Annotated in this window: 17 protein-coding genes; 9 read left to right on the top strand and 8 right to left on the bottom strand. The window is 65.7% G+C overall.

What is annotated here, in order from left to right; genetic code table 11:
* Nucleotides 1–298: 298 nt before the first annotated feature.
* The gene (locus GGD66_RS05275) at nt 299–1,636 is read left to right on the top strand and encodes a S41 family peptidase (protein WP_183257029.1); all 1,338 of its coding nucleotides are present in this window, start codon (nt 299–301) and stop codon (nt 1,634–1,636) included.
* Nucleotides 1,637–1,727: 91 nt separating this feature from the next.
* On the opposite strand, the gene GGD66_RS05270 is transcribed toward GGD66_RS05275, so the two are convergent.
* Nucleotides 1,728–4,460 (bottom strand): EAL domain-containing protein, encoded by a 2,733-nt coding sequence (locus GGD66_RS05270; RefSeq protein WP_092256990.1) that lies wholly within the window; start codon nt 4,458–4,460, stop codon nt 1,728–1,730.
* Nucleotides 4,461–4,789: 329 nt separating this feature from the next.
* Between GGD66_RS05270 and GGD66_RS05265 the strand changes: the two genes are divergently transcribed.
* Nucleotides 4,790–4,954 (top strand): Flp family type IVb pilin, encoded by a 165-nt coding sequence (locus tag GGD66_RS05265; protein WP_092256988.1) that lies wholly within the window; start codon nt 4,790–4,792, stop codon nt 4,952–4,954.
* Here the strand turns inward: GGD66_RS05265 and GGD66_RS05260 are convergent.
* Both GGD66_RS05260 and GGD66_RS05255 read right to left on the bottom strand, forming a co-directional pair.
* Entirely contained in the window at nt 4,935–6,191 is a 1,257-nt protein-coding gene (locus tag GGD66_RS05260) for an MFS transporter (RefSeq protein ID WP_092256987.1), read from the bottom strand. The genes GGD66_RS05265 and GGD66_RS05260 overlap by 20 nt on opposite strands.
* A complete protein-coding gene (locus GGD66_RS05255; RefSeq protein ID WP_092257732.1) occupies nt 6,188–7,603 on the bottom strand; it encodes an amidase in 1,416 nt (471 codons plus the stop codon). Before GGD66_RS05255 ends, GGD66_RS05260 begins: the two co-directional genes overlap by 4 nt.
* A gap of 139 nt (nt 7,604–7,742) precedes the next feature.
* Between GGD66_RS05255 and GGD66_RS05250 the strand changes: the two genes are divergently transcribed.
* The gene (locus GGD66_RS05250) at nt 7,743–8,336 is read left to right on the top strand and encodes a CGNR zinc finger domain-containing protein (protein WP_092256985.1); all 594 of its coding nucleotides are present in this window, start codon (nt 7,743–7,745) and stop codon (nt 8,334–8,336) included.
* A 14-nt stretch (nt 8,337–8,350) separates the two neighbouring features.
* Here GGD66_RS05250 and moaC read toward each other — a convergent pair whose 3' ends face one another.
* From moaC to GGD66_RS05230, 4 genes are read right to left on the bottom strand one after another with little or no spacing between them, the layout of a single operon-like run.
* Complete coding sequence (gene moaC, locus GGD66_RS05245) at nt 8,351–8,851, bottom strand: cyclic pyranopterin monophosphate synthase MoaC (RefSeq protein ID WP_018320268.1); 501 nt, start codon at nt 8,849–8,851, stop codon at nt 8,351–8,353.
* A gap of 1 nt (nt 8,852) precedes the next feature.
* Nucleotides 8,853–9,674 carry an indole-3-glycerol phosphate synthase TrpC gene (trpC, locus tag GGD66_RS05240; RefSeq protein WP_183257028.1) on the bottom strand — a complete coding sequence of 274 codons (822 nt, stop codon included), beginning with the start codon at nt 9,672–9,674 and terminating at the stop codon, nt 8,853–8,855.
* A gap of 1 nt (nt 9,675) precedes the next feature.
* Nucleotides 9,676–10,695 carry an anthranilate phosphoribosyltransferase gene (gene trpD, locus GGD66_RS05235; protein ID WP_091965745.1) on the bottom strand — a complete coding sequence of 340 codons (1,020 nt, stop codon included), beginning with the start codon at nt 10,693–10,695 and terminating at the stop codon, nt 9,676–9,678.
* A gap of 14 nt (nt 10,696–10,709) precedes the next feature.
* Nucleotides 10,710–12,608 carry a SurA N-terminal domain-containing protein gene (locus GGD66_RS05230; RefSeq protein ID WP_183257027.1) on the bottom strand — a complete coding sequence of 633 codons (1,899 nt, stop codon included), beginning with the start codon at nt 12,606–12,608 and terminating at the stop codon, nt 10,710–10,712.
* Nucleotides 12,609–12,831: 223 nt separating this feature from the next.
* Between GGD66_RS05230 and tpiA the strand changes: the two genes are divergently transcribed.
* The 6 genes from tpiA to GGD66_RS05200 all read left to right on the top strand — a co-directional run bounded on the left by tpiA (nt 12,832) and on the right by GGD66_RS05200 (nt 18,496).
* Entirely contained in the window at nt 12,832–13,587 is a 756-nt protein-coding gene (tpiA, locus tag GGD66_RS05225; protein ID WP_183257026.1) for a triose-phosphate isomerase, read from the top strand.
* Between the two features lie 141 nt (nt 13,588–13,728).
* Entirely contained in the window at nt 13,729–14,115 is a 387-nt protein-coding gene (gene secG, locus GGD66_RS05220; protein WP_183257025.1) for a preprotein translocase subunit SecG, read from the top strand.
* Nucleotides 14,116–14,281: 166 nt separating this feature from the next.
* Nucleotides 14,282–15,913 carry a CTP synthase gene (locus tag GGD66_RS05215; protein WP_018320275.1) on the top strand — a complete coding sequence of 544 codons (1,632 nt, stop codon included), beginning with the start codon at nt 14,282–14,284 and terminating at the stop codon, nt 15,911–15,913.
* 79 nt (nt 15,914–15,992) lie between these two features.
* Complete coding sequence (locus tag GGD66_RS05210) at nt 15,993–16,319, top strand: NIPSNAP family protein (RefSeq protein ID WP_018320276.1); 327 nt, start codon at nt 15,993–15,995, stop codon at nt 16,317–16,319.
* 123 nt (nt 16,320–16,442) lie between these two features.
* Nucleotides 16,443–17,291, top strand: a complete 849-nt coding sequence (kdsA, locus tag GGD66_RS05205) for a 3-deoxy-8-phosphooctulonate synthase (RefSeq protein ID WP_183257024.1) — start codon at nt 16,443–16,445, stop codon at nt 17,289–17,291.
* A complete protein-coding gene (locus tag GGD66_RS05200) occupies nt 17,291–18,496 on the top strand; it encodes an MFS transporter (protein WP_092256975.1) in 1,206 nt (401 codons plus the stop codon). Before kdsA ends, GGD66_RS05200 begins: the two co-directional genes overlap by 1 nt.
* 2 nt (nt 18,497–18,498) lie before the next feature.
* On the opposite strand, the gene queF is transcribed toward GGD66_RS05200, so the two are convergent.
* On the bottom strand, nt 18,499–18,951 hold the full coding sequence (gene queF / locus GGD66_RS05195) for a preQ(1) synthase (RefSeq protein ID WP_183257023.1): 453 nt from the start codon (nt 18,949–18,951) through the stop codon (nt 18,499–18,501).

Genomic DNA, 18,951 nt, shown 5'->3' with positions numbered 1-18,951 from the left:
AAAACCATCCTAAAATGGCATGGCTGCGCGGCGTGGACGGGCGCACCGATTGCCCCTTTAGGTACCTTTGGGGGCGGGCCAGTCCTGCAACGTTGCCAAAAGTTTAGGTCCGAACGAAGCGATTTCTGCGGTGTACCGGTCGGCGGTGCGTCCCGGCCTTGAAGAAACCAGAATGGTATTGTGAGAAGTGGACTGGATCGCCAAATTGCATGGCGCCTCCCAAGTCTGCTTCCCAAGTCTCGAGAGACGAGCCCAAGCAAGCTCAAGCGAACCGCCAAGCAAAAAGGCAAGCCCATCCATGCGGAAAACCCTGCTGTTCCCTCTGGGCGCGCTCACCGGAGCGTGTCTCACCCTTCTGGTCGCCAGCCCGCACGGTGGTGTATGGGCGGCACGGGCGGCAGCGAGCGCGGACAATGCCTATTCCCAGCTCAACCTGTTCGGCACGGTGTTCGAGCGCGTCAAGGCGAGCTATGTCGAGAAGCCCGACAACGCCAAGATGATCGAAGGCGCGATCACGGGCATGGTGACCTCGCTCGACCCGCATTCGCGCTACATGAACGCTAAGGCCTGGACCGAGATGCAGGAGACCACCTCCGGCGAGTTCGGCGGCCTCGGCATCGAGGTCACGATGGAAGACGGCCTCGTCAAGGTCGTTTCGCCGATCGACGATACGCCCGCCTCGAAGGCAGGCCTGATGTCCGGCGACCTCATCAGCAAGATCGACGGCGAGGCCGTGCAGGGCATGACGCTCGAGCAGGCCGTCAACAAGATGAAGGGCCCGGTCGATACCAAGACCAAGCTCACCATCGTGCGCAAGGGCGCGGACGCGCCGCTCGACGTCGCGATCACGCGCGAGATCATCCATGTGCGCCCGGTGCGCTTCCACGTGGAGAACGGCGACATCGGTTATATCCGCGTCACCTCGTTCAACGAGCAGACCACCGACGGCCTGAAGAAGGCGATCGCCGCGATCTCCAAGCAGGTGCCGCAGGAGAAGCTCACCGGCTACGTGATGGACCTGCGCAACAATCCGGGTGGACTGCTCGACCAGGCCGTGTCGGTGTCGAGCGCCTTCCTCCAGCGCGGCGAGGTCGTCTCGACCCGCGGCCGCAGTCCGGAAGAGACCCAGCGCTTCACTGCGCATGGCGGCGACCTCACCAAGAGCAAGCCGCTGGTGGTTCTGGTCAATGGCGGCTCGGCCTCGGCTTCCGAAATCGTGGCCGGCGCGCTGCACGACCACAAGCGCGCGACCATCATCGGCACGCGCTCGTTCGGCAAGGGGTCGGTGCAGACGGTCATTCCGCTCGGTGCCGGCAATGGCGCGCTGGCGCTGACCACGGCGCGCTACTACACCCCGTCGGGCCGCTCGATCCAGGCCCAGGGCATCGCTCCCGACATAGAGATCCTGCAGGACGTGCCGCCGGAGCTGAAGGGCCGCATGGACACCATGGCGGAGTCCCAGATGCGCGGGCATCTCTCAGCCGGCGAGGGCGGCGAGCAGACCGGATCGCAGTCCTACGTTCCGCCGAAGGAGGAGGACGACAAGGCCCTGCATGCCGCGTACGACTTCCTGCACGGCGTGAGCGCGAATGCAGTAGCCGCAAAGCCCGCGTCGAAGGCGGCGGTGCCGAACTAGGCTTACGACGTCGAGACATCGATATCGCCCGGGAGTGGACGACCGCTCCCGGGCGATTTCGTTTGGGACCTTAGCGGTGTCTGCAGCGGACCTAACTCGCCTCGCGGCGGCGGGCTTTCGCGCCGCCGCGCTGGGCGAGCCGGCTGCGATGCAGCGCGAACAGCTCCAGCACCTTGTCGGCGGGCTTCGCGGCGCTGAACAGATAGCCTTGCATCTCGGAACAGCCGAGCGCGCGGAGCAGACGCTGCTGCTCCTCGGTCTCGACGCCCTCGGCCGTGGTGGTCATGCGGCGCGCGGCCGCGAGATTGACGACGGCCTGGACGATGCTGGCCGAGCCGTCGGGGCCGGCGATGTCGTCGACGAAGCAGCGGTCGATCTTGATCTTGTCGAACGGGAAACGGTGCAAATAGCTCAGCGACGAGTAGCCGGTGCCGAAATCGTCGAGCGCGATGCGCACGCCGATGGCGCGCAGCTGATGCAGGATCGCCAGCGCCGTGTCGTCGTCGCGGATCAGCACCGCCTCGGTGATCTCGAGCTCGAGCCGGCTCGCCGGCAGGTTGGAAGCAGCGAGCGCCGCCATGATCTTCAGTGCCAGCGTGCCGCTCTTGAACTGCACCGGCGAGACGTTGACGGCGAGGCGGATATCGTCGGGCCAGTTCGCAGCGTCCCGGCAGGCGGTCGCCAGCACCCATTCGCCGATCTCGTTGATCAGGCCGGTATCTTCGGCGATCGGGATGAACTCTGCCGGCGAGACCATGCCGCGCGCGGGATGGCGCCAGCGCACCAACGCCTCGCAGCCGGTGATGCGATCGTCCTTCAGGCTGAGGCAGGGCTGGTAATAGACCTCGAGGCCGCCGTCGCGCCCCCCTTGGGCGATGGCGTGGCGCAGGTCGCTCTCGAGCTGCCGGCGCTCGCGGACCTTGGCATCCATCTCCGGCTCGAAGAAGCGATAGGTGCGGCGTCCGGCGGACTTGGCGGCGTACATCGCCATGTCCGCGTTCTTGAGGACCTGGTCGAGCGCCGTGCCGTGTTCCGGCGCGAGCGCAATGCCAATGCTGGCGTCGGTGGTGAGATGGTGGCCCATGCAGTCGAACGGCGCGCGGATGGCGGCGAAGACCCGTGCGACGAGCTCGTTGACCTGGTCGAGCGATGCCACCGCGCTCTGGACGATGGCGAACTCGTCGCCGCCGAGCCGCGCCACGAAATCCGCCGGGCCGGCACAGCGGCGCAGGCTTGCGGCAATCGATTTCAGCAGCTCGTCGCCGACGAGATGGCCGAGCGCGTCGTTGACGCCCTTGAACTCGTCGATGTCGATGTAATGCACCGCGATCTGTTCGTCGTTGCCGACCGCGGCCAGCTCTTCGCGCAGATGCTCGTGGAACATGGTGCGGTTCGGCAGGTCGGTCAGCGCGTCGTAATGGGCGAGGTGGGTGATGCGCTCCTCGATCCGGCGGCGCTCGGTGATGTCCTCATGGGTTGCCACCCAGCCACCGTCCGTGAGCGGCTCGTTGAGGATGTGGATCGAGCGGCCGTCGGAGGTGTCGACCACCATGGAATTGCGCGTATGGACGCCCTTCAGCACGCGCACGACATAGTCGTTGACGTCGCCCGTGAACGAGCCGGTCGCCTTGCGATGGGCGATGATGTCGTGGAAGCTCGAGCCGGGCTTCACGATCTCGGCCGACAATCCGTACATTTCGAGATAGCGCTGGTTGCAGACCACCAGCCGCTGCTCGGCGTCGAACAGCAAGAGTCCCTGCGTCATGTTGTTGACGGCGCGATCGAGCCGCTGCTTTTCCAGCGTCAGCCGTTCCCGCGAGAGGCGGTGCTGCTCCAGCAGCTTGCGCACGATCGCGATCAGCAAGCCTGCGATGGCGAGTGCGGAAGAGGCGGCGATCGAGATCAGCATGCCGATCTGCTCGCGCCAGTCCGTCAGGGCGGAGGCGCGCGTCGTGGTGGCCATCATCAGGATCGGGAAATGGGGCAACGCGCGCGAGGAGATCAGCCGGTCTTCTCCGTCCACCGGGCTCGTGAAACGGCCGGCGAAGTGATCGAGGTCGAAAACCCTCTGATGCTGCACCGGACCAGACTTGAAATTCCGCCCCATCAATTCGCTGGAGTGGGGATAGCGGGCGAGCAGCGTCCCGTCGCGATGCAGCATCGAGATCGTCGCACCCTCACCGAGCGCGACGGATGCGAAGAATTTCTCGAAATTGGCGGGCTCGATGCCGCGTCCAACGGTGCCAAGGAACTCGCCGTTCGGCCCGACGATCTTGCGCACGATCAGGACGGTCCAGGCGCCGGAGATGCGACTGTGCAGCGGCTCGATCAGGACATCCGGCGAATTGGGATCATCCTTGAAGGTGCGAAAATAGGCGCGATCGGCAACGCTCACCTTCGGAGCCGGCCATGCCGACGACGAATTGATCAGATTGCCTTCGGCATCGATGATGTTGACGCCCCCGATGTAGGGCAGCGCCTCGATCTTCGAGCGCAGCATCCGGTGGATGTCCTGGCCCGAAAGGCGCTTGCGATAGTCCTCGACGGTCGTGATTCCGGTCGTGCGGACGTGGTCGACGAAATCCTTCTGGATGACCGCGAAGTCCTGCAATTGCTGATCGAAATGATGGGTGAGCAGCAGCACGGTGTTTTCCAGCTCGCGGCTGGAGTTGCGCAGCGCCCGCTCGCGGAAATTCTGCGCCATCAGGACAGAGCCGACGGCGATGGCCGCGATCAGCAGCGTGCCGCCCACGACCAGCCAGCGGATCGGTCCGCTGCGCACGAAGGCCTGGTCAAAGAGGCGGCTGCCGAATCTCGTCATCATGCTGGATCGTTGCCGTGCACACGTCAGGATCAATTCTTGGCCCCAAAAACATCCGTTGGTTTACGGGAACGGTGTGGAGGCGAAGTTAGGAAGCGCGGTTAACGCTGTGTGAACGACCGCGCGCAAATGCAACCGAGGTCCGCGATTACAGCGGGCAGGAATTGCCGAAGGCATTGGAGGGCGCCGGTCAATTCCTGCCGGCCACGCCACAATCAACCACGCCCTAACCATCTAACGTGTTGGGGAGCCTCAAATCGGCGTTGGCACGTGATTTGCGACATGCCTGCTGACGACGACATGCCTGCTGACGACACAGAGAGGACGCAACGATGAAAAACACCCTGAAGAACTTCCTCGCCGACGAGCGTGGGGCAACCGCGATCGAGTACGGCCTGATCGCGGCCGGAATCGCGCTGGCCATCATCACCGTCGTGAACGGCATGGGCTCCAAGCTCAACAGCAAATTCACTGCGATCAGCTCTTCACTGCGCTGATCGCGTGGGCTCCGCTGCGTGCCAGTATCGCCACCACGATCAGTGCCGCGACGATGTTCGCGGCGGCACCGACCAGGATCGGCATCGTATAGCTGTGGTTGACGTCGTAGGCGAAGCCGGCTGCACTCGGGCCAATCAGCGTGCCGAACGCCACGCTGGTGTAGAGAATGCCGATGATTCCGCTGACATTGCGTCCGCCAAAATAGTCCATGACCACAGAGGGAAGCACCGCGACCCAGCCGCCGTAGAACGCGCCGTAGACGAAGGCAAAAGCGGCGAGGGTCCAGACCTCAGCGGCAATGGCCCAGATCGCCATCGCGAGCGCCATTCCGGTCAGGACCATGATCAGCGAGCGGTCGCGGCCCATCCGGTCGGCGAGTGCGCCGAGAAAGAAGCGGCCTGCGGTGCTGCCGGCCCCGATCACGCCGAGCAGCAGCACTGCAGAGGATGCCGCGACCCCGTGATCGCGCGCGTAGGGCACGAGATGGACGAACGGGACGAAGGCCCCGAACGAGCAGACCAGACACGACAGGTAGAGGGCGACAAACCGCGTCGACCGGATGGCCTCGCGCACGGATGCGCCGCCGGCGTTGTTGGCGCCCGCGGCATCGCGAGGCGGATCGCCATCGGGTCCGAGGCCGCGGTGCTTCGGATCGTTCTCGATGAGCAGCGACATCCCGCCGCCCAGCACCAGCGCAATCGCGCCCAGCACCAGATAGGCTCCGCGCCAGCCCACCGAAGCGATCAGCAATGAGGCGAGCGGCGGCATCGCCAGCGTACCGAGCCCGATGCCACTCACCGCGAGCCCGGAGGCAAAGCCGCGGCGCCTGACGAACCAGCGTTGCACGGCGCCGATGGCCGGAACATAGGCGCAGCCGACGCCGAGGCCGACGCCGAGCCCGTAGGCGAGATAGACCTCGACGACGGACCGGGCAGTGCTCGCAGCCGCGAGTCCGACCGCGACCAGGATCATGCCGGCGACGGCCAGCGGACGCGAGCCAAACCGGTCGGCGAGGGGACCGCTGACGAGGCCGAGCGCGAAGTACAGAAAGCCCGCGATCGAAAACACCAGCGAGATCGAACCGCGCGAGGCGCCGAAATCGCGCTGGAGCGGCTCGAGGAATGCGCTGAACGTGTAGGCGGAGCCGAAGCCGACGAACATGACGGCAAACGCCGCCGCGACGACGAACCAGCCATGGAAAATACCTCGCTGAGCGAGCGTGGATTGAATGGTCAATGCGGCCTCCGCGAGGTGAGGGAAGGATGGCGACGGTGCCAGGACGTGGCCCGCTGGAAGGCCGCGCCGGCGCGCACGAGCGTGGCCTCGTCCAGATGGGCGGCGACGAGTTGGAACGCGATCGGCAGCCCGTCCGTCGACGCACCGCCTGGCAGCGTGATGGTGGGATGACCGGTCATGTCGAACGGGCAGGTGTAGCGCTGCAGCTTCGCGATCAGATCCGGCTGTTCGCCGAGCGTCTGGATCATGGCAAGCGTCACTGGCGGGAACGGGTGCACCGGGATCAGCAGCAGGTCGATGGTCTCGAACAGCGCAGTCACCCGGCCGCGTAGCGCCAGCCGCCGCAGCAGGATCTTCTGATAGTCGAGAGCAGATAGAGCGCGGCCGGTTTCGAGCACGGAGGCGAGGATCGGACCATACTCATCCTTGCGAGCGGGATAGGTCGCCTCATGAGCGACCGCAGCTTCCACCGCACAGTTCGGCGTCCAGTCGGCGATCGCCTGCGTGACGTCGGGAAATCGGACATTGACGGTGTCGGCGCCAAGCGCGCGGAAGGCATCGATGGCGTCCGCCAGCACGCGCTGGGTCGCAACGTCCACGTCGTCGCTGTTCCAGGCGGGATCGACGCCGATCCGCAGGCCCCGCACGTCCTGTGCGGCGGCGGCCAGATAGTCGGGCACCGGATCGACCAGCGACGTCGGGTCGTTCGGATCGTGTCCGGCGATGACGCCGAGCAGCGCACCGACGTCGGCCGCGCTGCGGCCGATCGGTCCGACATGGTCGAGCGTCGCGGCAAGCTCGAAGGCGCCGTGGCGGCTGACGCGGCCCCAACTCGGCTTCAATCCGGTCAGGCCGTTGGCGGCGCAGGGCCAGCGGATCGAACCGCCGGTGTCGGAGCCGAGCGAGCCGAAGCAAAGTCCGGCAGCCGTCCCGACCGCCGAGCCGCTGGACGAGATACCCGGCCAGTAGCTCGCATTCCACGGATTCTTCGGCGGTTTCACCAGCGGATGGTGATCGGCATAGGCGCCCTCGGTGAGTTGCACCTTGCCGAGGATCACGGCGCCCGCGTTCTTGAGCCGGCGCACGACGGTTGCGTCTTCACTGGGACGAAAGTCGCGATGAAGCGTCGTGCCTGCCGCCGTCGGAACGCCCTCGGTCCAGAACAGGTCCTTGAGCGCAATCGGCACGCCATGCAGGGGCCCCCGATACCGGCCCTGCGCGATGTCGGCGTCCGCGGCTTCCGCCTCGGCCATGGCCGTTTCCGCCATCACGTGAACGTAGCTGCCGAGATCGCGGTCGATGGAGTCGATCCGGTCGAGTTGCGCGCGCGTCACCTCCAGCGCCGAGATTTCGCGCGCCTTGAGGTGTGCCGCGAGCGCGGTGAGTTCGAGATAGTGCAGGGCGTCGGCCACGGCTCGGTTCTCCATTCCGGTGATAGCAGAGGCGTTCGATCCCGAGGGATCGTTCGACACCAGTATAAGTAAGATACAGGTGTCGCTTGCTGTCAACCAGTAAATCTGTTTTACTGGTGTTCAAATCTTTGGTGTTCCGATGTCGAAAGTGTCGCGCAAATTCCAGGTTCCCGACGCGTTGGCAAACCTCTACGATTTCGCCAACACGCTCGATGTTCGCCACTTCACGCATTTCGGCGTGGAGCACCCGGAGAGCGATGAGCTCAGTGGCCCGAAGGACCTGGCGGACTGGATGCGGGAACGCGGCCTTGGCGCCAAGGGCGGCCATGTCACGCCGGCAATGTTCGAGACTGCGCTGAGGCTGCGCGGGGCGTTGCGTGCCTATCTGCAGTGTGAGCCGAGCGAGCGGCTCCGGAACAAGAGCGTTCTTGGCGCGCTCAATGACGCGCTGGCGCCGTTTCCGCTGCGGGTCGAGGCGCTCGCAGGCCGTGGCGCAACGCTGTCAGCGGCGCGCGAGGATGCGCTCGCCGGCCTGTCGGCCATCGCGATCGAGCTTCATGACGCAACCCTCGTGGGAACGCTGGACCGGCTGAAGATGTGCGCGTCGGAGGAATGCCGCCGGGTGTTCTTCGACCGGTCGAAACCATCGACGCGGCGGTGGTGCATGTCGACGCTATGCGGCAACCGGATGAAGACGCGCGCTTATCGCGAGCGGCAGCGCGAGGCGAAATAGAGCGGATTGCGCAATCAGGCGCGGTAATGGCCGGACTTGCCGCCGAGCTTCTCGACCAGGTGGATGCCTTCGATGCGCACGCCGCGCTCGACCGCCTTGATCATGTCGTAGATGGTGAGGCAGGCGACCGAGACGGCCGTGAGGGCCTCCATCTCGACGCCGGTCGGACCCGTCACCTTGACGCTGGCGCGGACGAGGCAGCCCGGCAATTTCGCGTCTGGCTCGATGTCGAGCGTCACCTTCGACAGCGCCAGCGGATGGCAGAGCGGGATCAGCTCCGAGGTGCGCTTGGCAGCCATGATGCCGGCGATGCGGGCGGTGCCGAGCACGTCGCCCTTCTTGGCATTGCCGGATACGATCAGATCGAGCGTCGCCTTGGTCATGACGACCCGGCCTTCCGCGACTGCAAGCCGCTCGGTCGCGGGCTTGTCCGACACGTCGACCATCCGCGCCTCGCCGGAGGCGCCGATATGGGTGAGGGCCGGGACGGCTTTTTTCGCCGGCTTGCGCGCCATGTCAGCGCGCGCCCGTCGCGCGCGCCGCACTCTGGCGCGCGAGCAGCGTACGCGTCGCGGCGGTGACGTCGGCCTGCCGCATCAGGCTCTCGCCGACCAGGAAGGTCGACATGCCGACGCGCTCGAGCCGGGCAAGATCGGCGGGCGTGAAGATGCCGCTCTCGCCGACCATCAGTCGATCCCCGGGGATCAGCGGCGCCAGCGTTTCGCTGGTCGCGAGCGTGGTCTCGAACGTGCGAAGATTGCGGTTGTTGACCCCGATCATCGGCGAGCGGAGCTTGAGCGCGCGGTCGAGCTCGGCGCGGTCGTGGATCTCGATCAGCACGTCCATGCCGTAGGCGAGCGCGGCGTCTTCGAGGTCTTTGGCGGTGGTATCATCGAGCGCGGCCATGATGATCAGGATGCAATCGGCGCCGTGCGCGCGCGCTTCCGCCACCTGGTAGGTGTCGAACATGAAATCCTTGCGCAGCACCGGCAGTGCCGTCGCTGCACGCGCCGCCACCATGAAGTCGAGATGGCCCTGGAACGAGGGCGTGTCGGTCAGCACGGACAGGCAGGCCGCGCCGCCGGCCTCATAGGCCTTGGCGAGCTGGGGCGGGTCGAAATCGGCGCGGATCAGCCCCTTCGACGGCGAAGCCTTCTTCACCTCCGCGATCAGCGCGTAGTCGCCATTGGCGTGCTTGGCCTTGATCGCGCGCACGAAGCCGCGCGGTGCGGCTTGCGCCTTGGCCTTCGCCTCGACCGCCGAGAGTGGCTCGGCGCGCTTGGCGGCTGCGATCTCTTCGCGCTTATAGGCTTCGATCTTGGTCAGGATGTCCGACATGTCAGGCTTGGCCGTTCGAGATCGCGATCAGGTGCTTCAGCTTCGCCTTGGCTGCGCCGCTGTCGATCGACTTCATGCCGATCGCGACGCCCTCCTTGAGGTCCTTGGCGCGTCCGGCCACCACCAGCGCGGCGGCGGCGTTCATCAGCGCGACGTCGCGGTAGGCGCTCGGCTTGCCGTCGAGCACGCTCTGCAGGGCGATTGCATTGGCGTCGGCGTCACCGCCTTTCAGCGCGCCGGCCTCGCAGCGCGGCAGGCCGGCGTCCTCCGGCGTCACCTCGAAATTGCGGATCTCGCCGTTGTGGAGCGCGGAGACGAAGGTCGGGCCGGTGAGGGTGATCTCATCGAGGCCGTCGGAGCCGTGCACCACCCAGGCGGATTCAGAGCCGAGGTTCTTCAGCACCTGCGCCAGCGGCTGCACCCATTGCCGCGAGAACACGCCGACCATCTGTCGCTTCACGCCGGCCGGGTTGGACAGGGGGCCGAGCAGATTGAAGATCGTGCGTGTCGCGAGTTCGACCCGGGTTGGGCCGACATTCTTCATGGCCGGGTGATGGGCGGGCGCGAACATGAAGCCGATGCCGCATTCGCGCACGCAATGGCCGACCTGCTCGGGCCTGAGGTCGATCTTCACCCCGAGCGAGGCCAGCACGTCGGCGGCGCCCGAGCGCGACGACAGCGCGCGGTTGCCGTGCTTGGCCACCGGCACGCCGGCGCCGGAGACGATGAAGGAGGCGCAGGTCGAGACGTTGACCGAGCCGGAGCCGTCGCCGCCGGTGCCGACGATGTCGACGGCTTCCGGCGGTGCCGTCACGCTCAGCATCTTGGAGCGCATCGCCGTAACGGCGCCGGTGATCTCGTCCACCGTTTCGCCGCGCACCCGCAGCGCCATCAACAGGCCGCCCATCTGCGAGGGCGTGGCTTCGCCCGACATCATGGCGTCGAAGGCGGAAGCCGCTTCCTCACGCGACAGGCTGGCGCCGGTCGCCACTTTTCCAATGATCGATTTCAGGTCGTCCATCGCGTGCTTTCAACTCACTGGTTCGCGCCGGTCACCTGCGCGAAGGCGGCCTGATTAATGGTGGTCCCGATGTCGGTTTCAAGCTTGTTGACGTAAGAGGCGACCTGCTCCTCGGTCTGGGCACGGTCGAGGCTTTCCTTCAGCTTCTTGATCGCGTCGGAGGCGGCGTCGACCGCGGGTTCGACGATGTCGGTGACGCGGAACACGATCACCTCGGTGCCGCCGGTCACCGGCGTCTGTCCGACGCCGTCCTTGGCGGTGCGGAAGGCGGCCGATACGACGGCCGCGGGCACGCCGGCGGGCGTATCGTCGCGCTTGAAGCCGGTTGCTGTCTCGACCTTGGCGCCGATCGCTGCGGCTTCATCGGCGAGCTTGCCGCCTGCTTCGAGCTTCTGCACCATCTCGGTCGCCTTGGCCTTGAGCTTGGTGGCGATCTGGTCCTGGCGCCAGCGCGCCTCGACCTGATCGCGGACCTCGTCGAGATTGCGGTCGCGCGAAGGCGTGATGGCGAGCACGTCGTACCAGACATAGCCGCCCTTGAACGAGATCGAGTCGTTGTCGACGCCGACATCGGTGTTGAAGGCCTGCGACACCACGTCGAGGCCCTGCGGAATGTTGGCGACCGGCTGGCCGTTCGGGGCGCGGCCGGAGCGGTCGACCGCGTCGATGGTCACGGCGGTGAGGCCGAGTTTCTGCGCCGCGTCGATCACGCTGGCACCGCCGCCGCGCTCGTCTTCCATCTTGTCGCGGAGATCGGCAACCTTGACGCGCGCGCGCTCGGTGGCGATCTCGCGCTTGATGTCGCCGGCAAGGCTGGCGTAGTCCGCCTCCTTGCCCGGCTCGATCTTGTCGACCCTGACGATCGCGACGCCAAGCCCGCCCTGGATCGGCTGGCTGATCTCGCCGGCGGGAAGCGCGAAGGCGGCATCGCCGACCGCGGCAGCGAGCGAAGACTTGGTCACGAGGCCGAGGTCGACGTCGGAGGCGCTCAGCCCGCGCTCCTTGCCGAGATCCTCGAACGACATTCCGCCGACGAGGCGCTCGCGTGCGGCCTGCGCGTCGGTCACGTTGGGAAACACGATCTGCTGGATCTGGCGCTTCTCCGGCGTGCCGAGCCGGTCCTTGCGCTGCTCGAACATCTTCTTGGCGTCCTCGTCGGAGACCTCGCTCCACTTGCCGATTTCTTCCGGCGAGACCACGACGAAGGAGATCTTGCGGTATTCGGGCGCGCGGAACTGAACCTTGTGATCCTCGAAATAGGCGGCGAGCGCCTCGGGCGAGGGCGCGTCGATCTGGCCGGCCTGGGCGGCGTCGAGCCTGACGAACTCGATGGCGCGCTGCTCGTTCTGGAAGCGCGTCAGCACGTCGATCATGGCTTTCGGCGGCTCGAGGCCGGCGCCGATCGTGCCGGTGATCTGCCGACGCAGCGACACCTTGCGCTGCTCGGCGACGTAGCGCTGCTCGGTATAGCCGAAATTACGGATCACGGCCTGGAACCGGTTCGCATCGAAACTGCCGCCGACGCCCTTGAAGTTGGGGTCGTTCATGATGAGCTGGCGGATCTGGTCGTCGGACTGGCCGAGCCCGAGCCGGCGCGCCTCTTCGTCGAGGGCGGCTTCCGCGATCGTCTGCTGCAGCACCTGGCGGTCGAGGCCGAAGGCACGCGCCTGGTCGGGCGTCAGCGGACGGCCGAACTGGCGGCTGATCTGTTGCAAGCGGTCCGTGTAGATCTGGCGGAACTCGTTCAGCGAAATCTCGGTGCTGCCGACCTTGGCCACCGTGGACTGCCCGAAGCCCTTGAAGATGTCGGCGATACCCCAAATGCCGAAACTGACGATCAACACGCCCATCACCACGGCCATAATCGTCTTGCCGAGCCAGTTTGATGAGGCCTTGCGCATTCCTCGAAGCATTTGGTCCAACTTGTTTGAGCAGGAGGGGAACGGGAGCGCGTCTTAATGCAGATTCAGCAAAAGCGCGTCACCAAATTGATCAATCATCATAAAGTGGTGGCTTTCCCCCCGCAACCTCGGGTCCGGCGACCGTTTGCGGCTGCGGTTAAAAGCCTCTGGTCTCTGGAACTGCAGCAGGTCCTCTGCTAGCGCATGCACAAACCTCATTTTGCTGGAAATTGACATGACCGACGCCATCCGCCCCCTGATCGCCGGGAATTGGAAAATGAACGGCCTGAAGGCCCAGGCTGCCGAGTTCGACGCCATGCTCAATGGTGCGGCCGAGGTAACCGGCAAGGCCGATCTGCTGGTCTGCCCGCCTGCGACCCTGATTGCGGCCTTCGCCGACAAGGCGCGCGGCAAGAAAGTCGCGGTAGGCGCCCAGGATTGCCACCCCAAGGCCTCCGGTGCCCATACCGGCGATATCGCCGCCGAAATGCTGGCTGATGCGGGGGCAACGGCCATCATCGTTGGCCATTCCGAGCGCCGCGCCGACCACGGCGAGGGCGATGCCCTGATCCGGCAGAAGGCCGAGGCCGTCTGGCGCGCCGGTGCGACGGCGATCGTCTGCATCGGCGAGACGCAAGGCCAGCGCGACGCTGGCCAGACCCTGGACATCCTGCGCGGGCAGCTCGCCGGCTCCCTGCCTGATGGCTCGACGGCCGCGAATCTCATCGTGGCCTATGAGCCGGTCTGGGCGATCGGCACCGGGCTCACCCCCACGGCCAAGGATGTCGAGCAGATTCATGGGTTTATCCGGGAGGTCCTGACCTCCAGGTTCAAGGCCGACGGGGGGAAGATGCGCATCCTCTACGGCGGCTCGGTCAAGCCCTCGAATGCGGCCGAGCTGATGGCGGTCAAGAACGTCAACGGCGCCCTGGTCGGCGGCGCCAGCCTGAAGGCGGCCGATTTCCTTGCGATCGCCAAGGGCTGCCCCTAGCTAACCTCAATGCGGCTGATCCGGACCCGATCGGGGGTGGCAATGCCCCCTCTGATCGTGTAACACCGCGCAACTTCAGGAAAACCCGCGAAGCGCGATCGGCCGCCGTCAGGCGCCGCCCGCTTGTGACGGAAGGATACTATGCAGACCGTTGTCATCGTCATCCACCTCATGATCGTCGCCGTCATGATCGGCGCCGTCCTGCTCCAGAAGTCGGAAGGCGGCGGCCTCGGCATGGGCGGCGGCGCAGGCTTCATGTCGAGCCGCGGCACGGCGAACCTCTTGACGCGGACCACCGCGATCCTCGCCGCCGGCTTCTTCCTCACCAGCATGTTCCTGTCCTGGCATGCGGGCTACAGCCGCGCGCCGTCGTCGATCATCGGCGCCCCGGCCTCGCAGGGCCAGCCGGCCGGCGGATCGCCGATCGCGCCGCCGACGTCGGGCGGCATCCTGGATTCGCTGAAGAAGGCCGACGAGCAGCAGCAGGCGCCGGCTCCGAGCGGCCCGCAGGTGCCTCGTTCGCAATAAAGCAGGGGGGCCATGCAGGGCGGTGGCTACCGTCCTGCATCAACAATCCCCATCAAGGCACTGTCACCACTCTTAGTTTTGGCTCACCCACAGGCCCGCAAAATCTTTGGGGCGGAATACGAATCGCTTTGGCGAATCGAATTCGAGGGATTAGAGGTTAAGTCCCATGGCGCGGTACATATTCATCACCGGCGGCGTGGTTTCTTCGCTCGGCAAGGGTCTGGCTTCAGCGGCACTCGGTGCGCTGTTGCAAGCCCGGGGCTACAAGGTCCGCCTCCGCAAGCTCGACCCCTATCTCAACCTCGATCCCGGAACGATGTCGCCGTATCAGCACGGCGAAGTGTTCGTGACCGATGACGGCGCGGAGACCGATCTCGATCTCGGTCACTACGAGCGCTTCACCGGCCGTCCTGCGACCAAGCAGGACAACATCACCACGGGGCGCATCTATCAGGACATCATCTCCAAGGAGCGCCGCGGCGATTATCTCGGCGCGACCATCCAGGTGGTTCCGCACGTCACCAACGCGATCAAGGAATTCGTCCTCTCCGGCAATGACGATTACGACTTCGTGCTGGTCGAGATCGGCGGCACCGTCGGCGACATCGAGGGCCTGCCGTTCTTCGAGGCGATCCGCCAGCTCAAGAACGAGCTGCCGCGCGATCACGCCATCTACATCCACCTCACGCTGCTGCCGTACATTCCGAGCGCCGGTGAATTGAAGACCAAGCCGACGCAGCACTCGGTGAAGGAGCTGCGCTCGATCGGCATCCAGCCGGACATCCTGCTCTGCCGCACCGACCGCGAGATTCCCAAGGAAGAGCGGCGCAAGCTGGGGCTGTTCTGCAACGTGCGTGAAAGCGCCGTGATCGAGGCGCGCGATGCCGACAGCATCTACGCCGTGCCCGAAGCCTACCACGCGGCGGGCCTCGACGACGAAGTGCTTGCCGCCTTCGGCATCGAATCGCGGATCCCGCCGGTGCTCAAGAGCTGGCACCAGATCAACGAACGAATCCGCAATCCCGAGGGCGACGTCACCATCGCCATCGTCGGCAAATATACCGGCATGAAGGATGCGTATAAGTCGCTGATCGAGGCGCTCTCGCATGGCGGCATCGCCAACAAGGTCAAGGTCAACCTCGACTGGATCGAAAGCGAGATCTTCGAGAAGGAAGATCCCGCGCCGTTCCTCGAGCACGTCAACGGCATCCTGGTGCCCGGCGGATTCGGTCAGCGCGGTGCGGAAGGCAAGATCCGCGCGGCGCAGTTCGCGCGCGAACGCGACGTGCCGTATTTCGGCATCTGCTTCGGCATGCAGATGGCGGTGATCGAGGCAGCGCGAAATCTCGTCGGCATCGAGGACGCCAACTCCACCGAGTTCGGCCCGACCAAGGAGCCGCTGGTCGGCCTGATGACGGAGTGGCTGCGCGGCAACGAGCTCGAGAAGCGCTCGCAGGCCGGCGATCTCGGCGGCACGATGCGGCTTGGCGCTTATCCCGCCGCGCTCAACCGCGGCAGCCGCGTCTCGCAGGTCTATGGCGGCGCGACCGAGATTTCCGAGCGCCACCGCCATCGCTACGAGGTCAACACCGCCTACAAGGACCGCCTCGAGCAGCACGGCCTGAAATTCTCAGGCTTGTCTCCGGACGGCGTGCTGCCTGAAATCGTCGAGTACGAGGATCACCCCTGGTTCATCGGCGTCCAGTTCCATCCCGAGCTGAAGTCGCGGCCGTTCGAGCCGCATCCGCTGTTCGCGTCGTTCATTCGGGCGGCGATGGTGCAGAGCCGGCTGGTGTAGCGCACGCTCTCCCTTTGACGATTGCGCGTTTTGTTGCGACAAGCTCCCTGCAAGAACAACAATGCAGGAGTGAACTCCAATGATCTACGAAATGCGCGTCTATCGCTGTGTCCCCGGCCGGCTGCCCGCGCTGTTGAAGCGGTTCGAGACCGCAACGCTGAAGATCTGGGAGAAGCACGGCATCAAGCAGGCCGGGTTCTTCACGACCGTGATCGGTGAATCCAACCAGGATCTGACCTATTTCCTCGCCTGGGAGTCGCTCGCCGAGCGCGAGACGAAGTGGGGCAAGTTCATCGCCGATCCGGACTGGATGAAAGCGCGCACCGAGAGCGAAGCCGACGGCCAGATCGTCGCCAACATCGACAGCCAGATCCTGGCGCCGACCGCCTTCTCCTCGGTCAAGTAGCAGCTCCTGCAAGGGAGGCGCCGGGGAGCCCCGGCGCAACCCTGTTATTCAAGCAGCCCGGCCCGAATAGGGTTGATCCGACCCTCATCGCGGCTATGGTCGCGCCGAAACGAGGGATTGGCCTTGAGCTCTTCGAATTCAGCGGCGCCGGTCGTCGCAATCGGCACGGTCAAGTTCGGCAATGATCTGCCGATCTCGATCATTGCAGGACCCTGTCAGCTCGAAAGCCGCCAGCATGCGCTGGAGGTCGCCTCCGCGCTGAAGGAGATCGCTGCGCGGCTGAACATCGGCCTCGTCTACAAGACCTCTTTCGACAAGGCCAACCGCACCAGCGCGTCGGCGGCGCGCGGCCTTGGGCTGGCGCAGTCGCTGCCGATCTTCGCCGAAATCCGCTCCTCGCTCGGCCTGCCTGTCCTGACCGACGTGCACGAGGCCACGCAATGCGCCGAGGTGGCGCAGGCCGTGGACATCCTCCAGATTCCCGCTTTCCTCTGCCGGCAGACCGATCTGTTGCTGGCTGCCGCCGCGACCGGCAAGGTCGTCAACGTCAAGAAGGGGCAATTCCTCGCGCCGTGGGACATGGCGAATGTCGTCACGAAGATCACCAGCGCGGATAATCCCAACGTGCTCGTCACCGAGCGCGGCGCTTCCTTCGGCTACAACACGCTGGTCTCCGACATGCGCGCGCTGCCGATCCTGGCGCGCACCACCGGCGCGCCCGTCATCTTCGACGCCACCCATTCGGTGCAGCAGCCGGGCGGGAAGGGGACCTCGTCGGGCGGCGAGCGCGAATTCGTGCCGGTGCTGGCGCGCGCGGCCGTGGCGGTCGGCGTCGCCGGCGTCTTCATCGAGACCCACCCGGATCCTGATCGTGCGCCCTCCGACGGCCCCAACATGGTGCCGCTGCGCGAGTTCGAGGCGCTGATCGCCAGGCTGATGGCGTTCGACGCGCTGGCAAAGAACCCGCGCTGATGCAGCAAGGCGAGGCGCGGCCGCACGATCACGGCCTGCCCACGGCGCTCTACGTCATATCAGGAGCGAGCTTCGCCGCGGCGCTTTCGGCGCGCGCACTCGATCCGGTGCTGCCACACGTCGCCGAGGATTTCGGCGTCAGCATTGCCACCGCCGCGGGCTTTGCCGCGGTGTTCGCCTTCACCTTCTCGATCATCCAGCCCATTGTCGGCGCCGCCGCCGATCTGTTCGGCAAGACGCGGCTGATGATCGGCTGCCTCGCGCTGCTCGGTCTTGCCAACATCCTGGGCGCGCTCTCGTCCTCGTTCTCGGTTCTGTTTGCGACCCGGATCCTCGCCGGCATCGGCTCCGGCGGCGTGTTTCCGGTGGCGCTGAGCCTGACCAGCGATCTCGTCGGGCCCGAGAAACGTCAGGTCGCGATCAGCCGCACGCTTGCCGGCGCCATGACCGGCAACCTGCTCGGTGCCTCGGCCTCCGGTCTGATCGGCGACTTTCTCGGCTGGCGCGGCGTGCTCGCGGTGCTCGGCGCGCTCGTGATCGTGGCGTCGATCGCGGTTGCCGCCGGCTTTCGCGGCGCCAAGGTCAAGCACCCGCCGAAGACGAGCCTGTCGGCGCTGAAGGCCGGCTATCGCACCATCTTCACCAATCCGAATGCCTATGTCTGCTATTCGGCGGTGTTCATCGAAGGCTGCTGCGTGCTCGGCCTGTTTCCCTACATCGCCTCGTTCCTGTTCGAGCTGGGGCAGACCTCGCTGTCGATCGCCGGCATGGTCATCGCCGGCTTTGCGGTCGGCGGCCTGTTCTACACGCTGACGGTGTCGCGTCTGCTGCCGTGGCTCGGCGTCAAGGGCATGATGATCGCAGGTATGACGCTGGTCGCTTCGCAACTCGTCGCCGTCGCGTTCGGTCCGCGCTGGGAAGTGCAGGCGCTGAATCTCATCGTGATGGGATGGGGCTTCTACATCGCCCATGGCTGTCTGCAGGTGTTCGCCAGCGAGCTCTCGGTCGAGGCGCGCGCCACCGCGCTGTCGCTGCATTCGTTCTTTTTCTTCATGGGGCAGACGGTGGGACCGCTCGCCTATGGCTTTGGGCTCCAGCATGCCGGCAAGATGCCGACCCTGTTCGCGAGCGCCGCGATCATGGTCGTGCTTGGCTTCGTCTGCGCTCAATTGCTCAAGGCGCGGGCACCGTCCGACGCGCGCTGAGGCTAGCCGCGCCCGCGATAGGGCGCGACGCCTTGCTCCGGTACCCACAGGCCCTTGGGTACGCGGCCGGTCTGCCAGAACACGTCGATCGGGATGCCGCCGCGCGGATACCAGTAGCCGCCGATGCGCAGCCATTTCGGCTTGATCTCGCTGGCAATGCGCTTGCCGATCATCACGGTGCAGTCCTCGTGGAAGGCGCCGTGATTGCGGAAGCTTGCGATGTAGAGTTTGAGCGATTTCGATTCCAGCAGCCACGCGTCGGGCGCGTAATCGATCATCAGATGCGCGAAATCCGGCTGGCCCGTGACCGGGCAGAGCGAGGTGAATTCCGGCACGGTGAAGCGCACCAGATAGTCGGTGCCCTTTTGCGGATTGGGCACGCGGTCGAGCTGGGCGTCTACCGGTGTGTGCGGCCATTCGACCGCGCGGCCGAGCTGGAGGGATTTCTTCGCCAT

It is taken from the genome of Bradyrhizobium sp. CIR48 (assembly GCF_014198315.1).
Lineage (GTDB): Bacteria > Pseudomonadota > Alphaproteobacteria > Rhizobiales > Xanthobacteraceae > Bradyrhizobium.
Note: the sequence above shows the minus strand (reverse complement) of the source record. Positions and strands in the feature narration are given on the sequence as shown.

What these genes read in the sequence shown, in the direction of transcription:
- GGD66_RS05275 (WP_183257029.1), top strand. Translation starts at nt 299, where the DNA reads ATGCGGAAAACCCTGCTGTTCCCTCTGGGCGCGCTCACCGGAGCGTGT.
- GGD66_RS05270 (WP_092256990.1), bottom strand. Translation starts at nt 4,460, where the DNA reads ATGATGACGAGATTCGGCAGCCGCCTCTTTGACCAGGCCTTCGTGCGC.
- GGD66_RS05265 (WP_092256988.1), top strand. Translation starts at nt 4,790, where the DNA reads ATGAAAAACACCCTGAAGAACTTCCTCGCCGACGAGCGTGGGGCAACC.
- GGD66_RS05250 (WP_092256985.1), top strand. Translation starts at nt 7,743, where the DNA reads ATGTCGAAAGTGTCGCGCAAATTCCAGGTTCCCGACGCGTTGGCAAAC.
- moaC (WP_018320268.1), bottom strand. Translation starts at nt 8,851, where the DNA reads ATGGCGCGCAAGCCGGCGAAAAAAGCCGTCCCGGCCCTCACCCATATC.
- trpC (WP_183257028.1), bottom strand. Translation starts at nt 9,674, where the DNA reads ATGTCGGACATCCTGACCAAGATCGAAGCCTATAAGCGCGAAGAGATC.
- trpD (WP_091965745.1), bottom strand. Translation starts at nt 10,695, where the DNA reads ATGGACGACCTGAAATCGATCATTGGAAAAGTGGCGACCGGCGCCAGC.
- GGD66_RS05230 (WP_183257027.1), bottom strand. Translation starts at nt 12,608, where the DNA reads ATGCTTCGAGGAATGCGCAAGGCCTCATCAAACTGGCTCGGCAAGACG.
- tpiA (WP_183257026.1), top strand. Translation starts at nt 12,832, where the DNA reads ATGACCGACGCCATCCGCCCCCTGATCGCCGGGAATTGGAAAATGAAC.
- secG (WP_183257025.1), top strand. Translation starts at nt 13,729, where the DNA reads ATGCAGACCGTTGTCATCGTCATCCACCTCATGATCGTCGCCGTCATG.
- GGD66_RS05215 (WP_018320275.1), top strand. Translation starts at nt 14,282, where the DNA reads ATGGCGCGGTACATATTCATCACCGGCGGCGTGGTTTCTTCGCTCGGC.
- GGD66_RS05210 (WP_018320276.1), top strand. Translation starts at nt 15,993, where the DNA reads ATGATCTACGAAATGCGCGTCTATCGCTGTGTCCCCGGCCGGCTGCCC.
- GGD66_RS05200 (WP_092256975.1), top strand. Translation starts at nt 17,291, where the DNA reads ATGCAGCAAGGCGAGGCGCGGCCGCACGATCACGGCCTGCCCACGGCG.
- queF (WP_183257023.1), bottom strand. Translation starts at nt 18,951, where the DNA reads ATGGCGAAGAAATCCCTCCAGCTCGGCCGCGCGGTCGAATGGCCGCAC.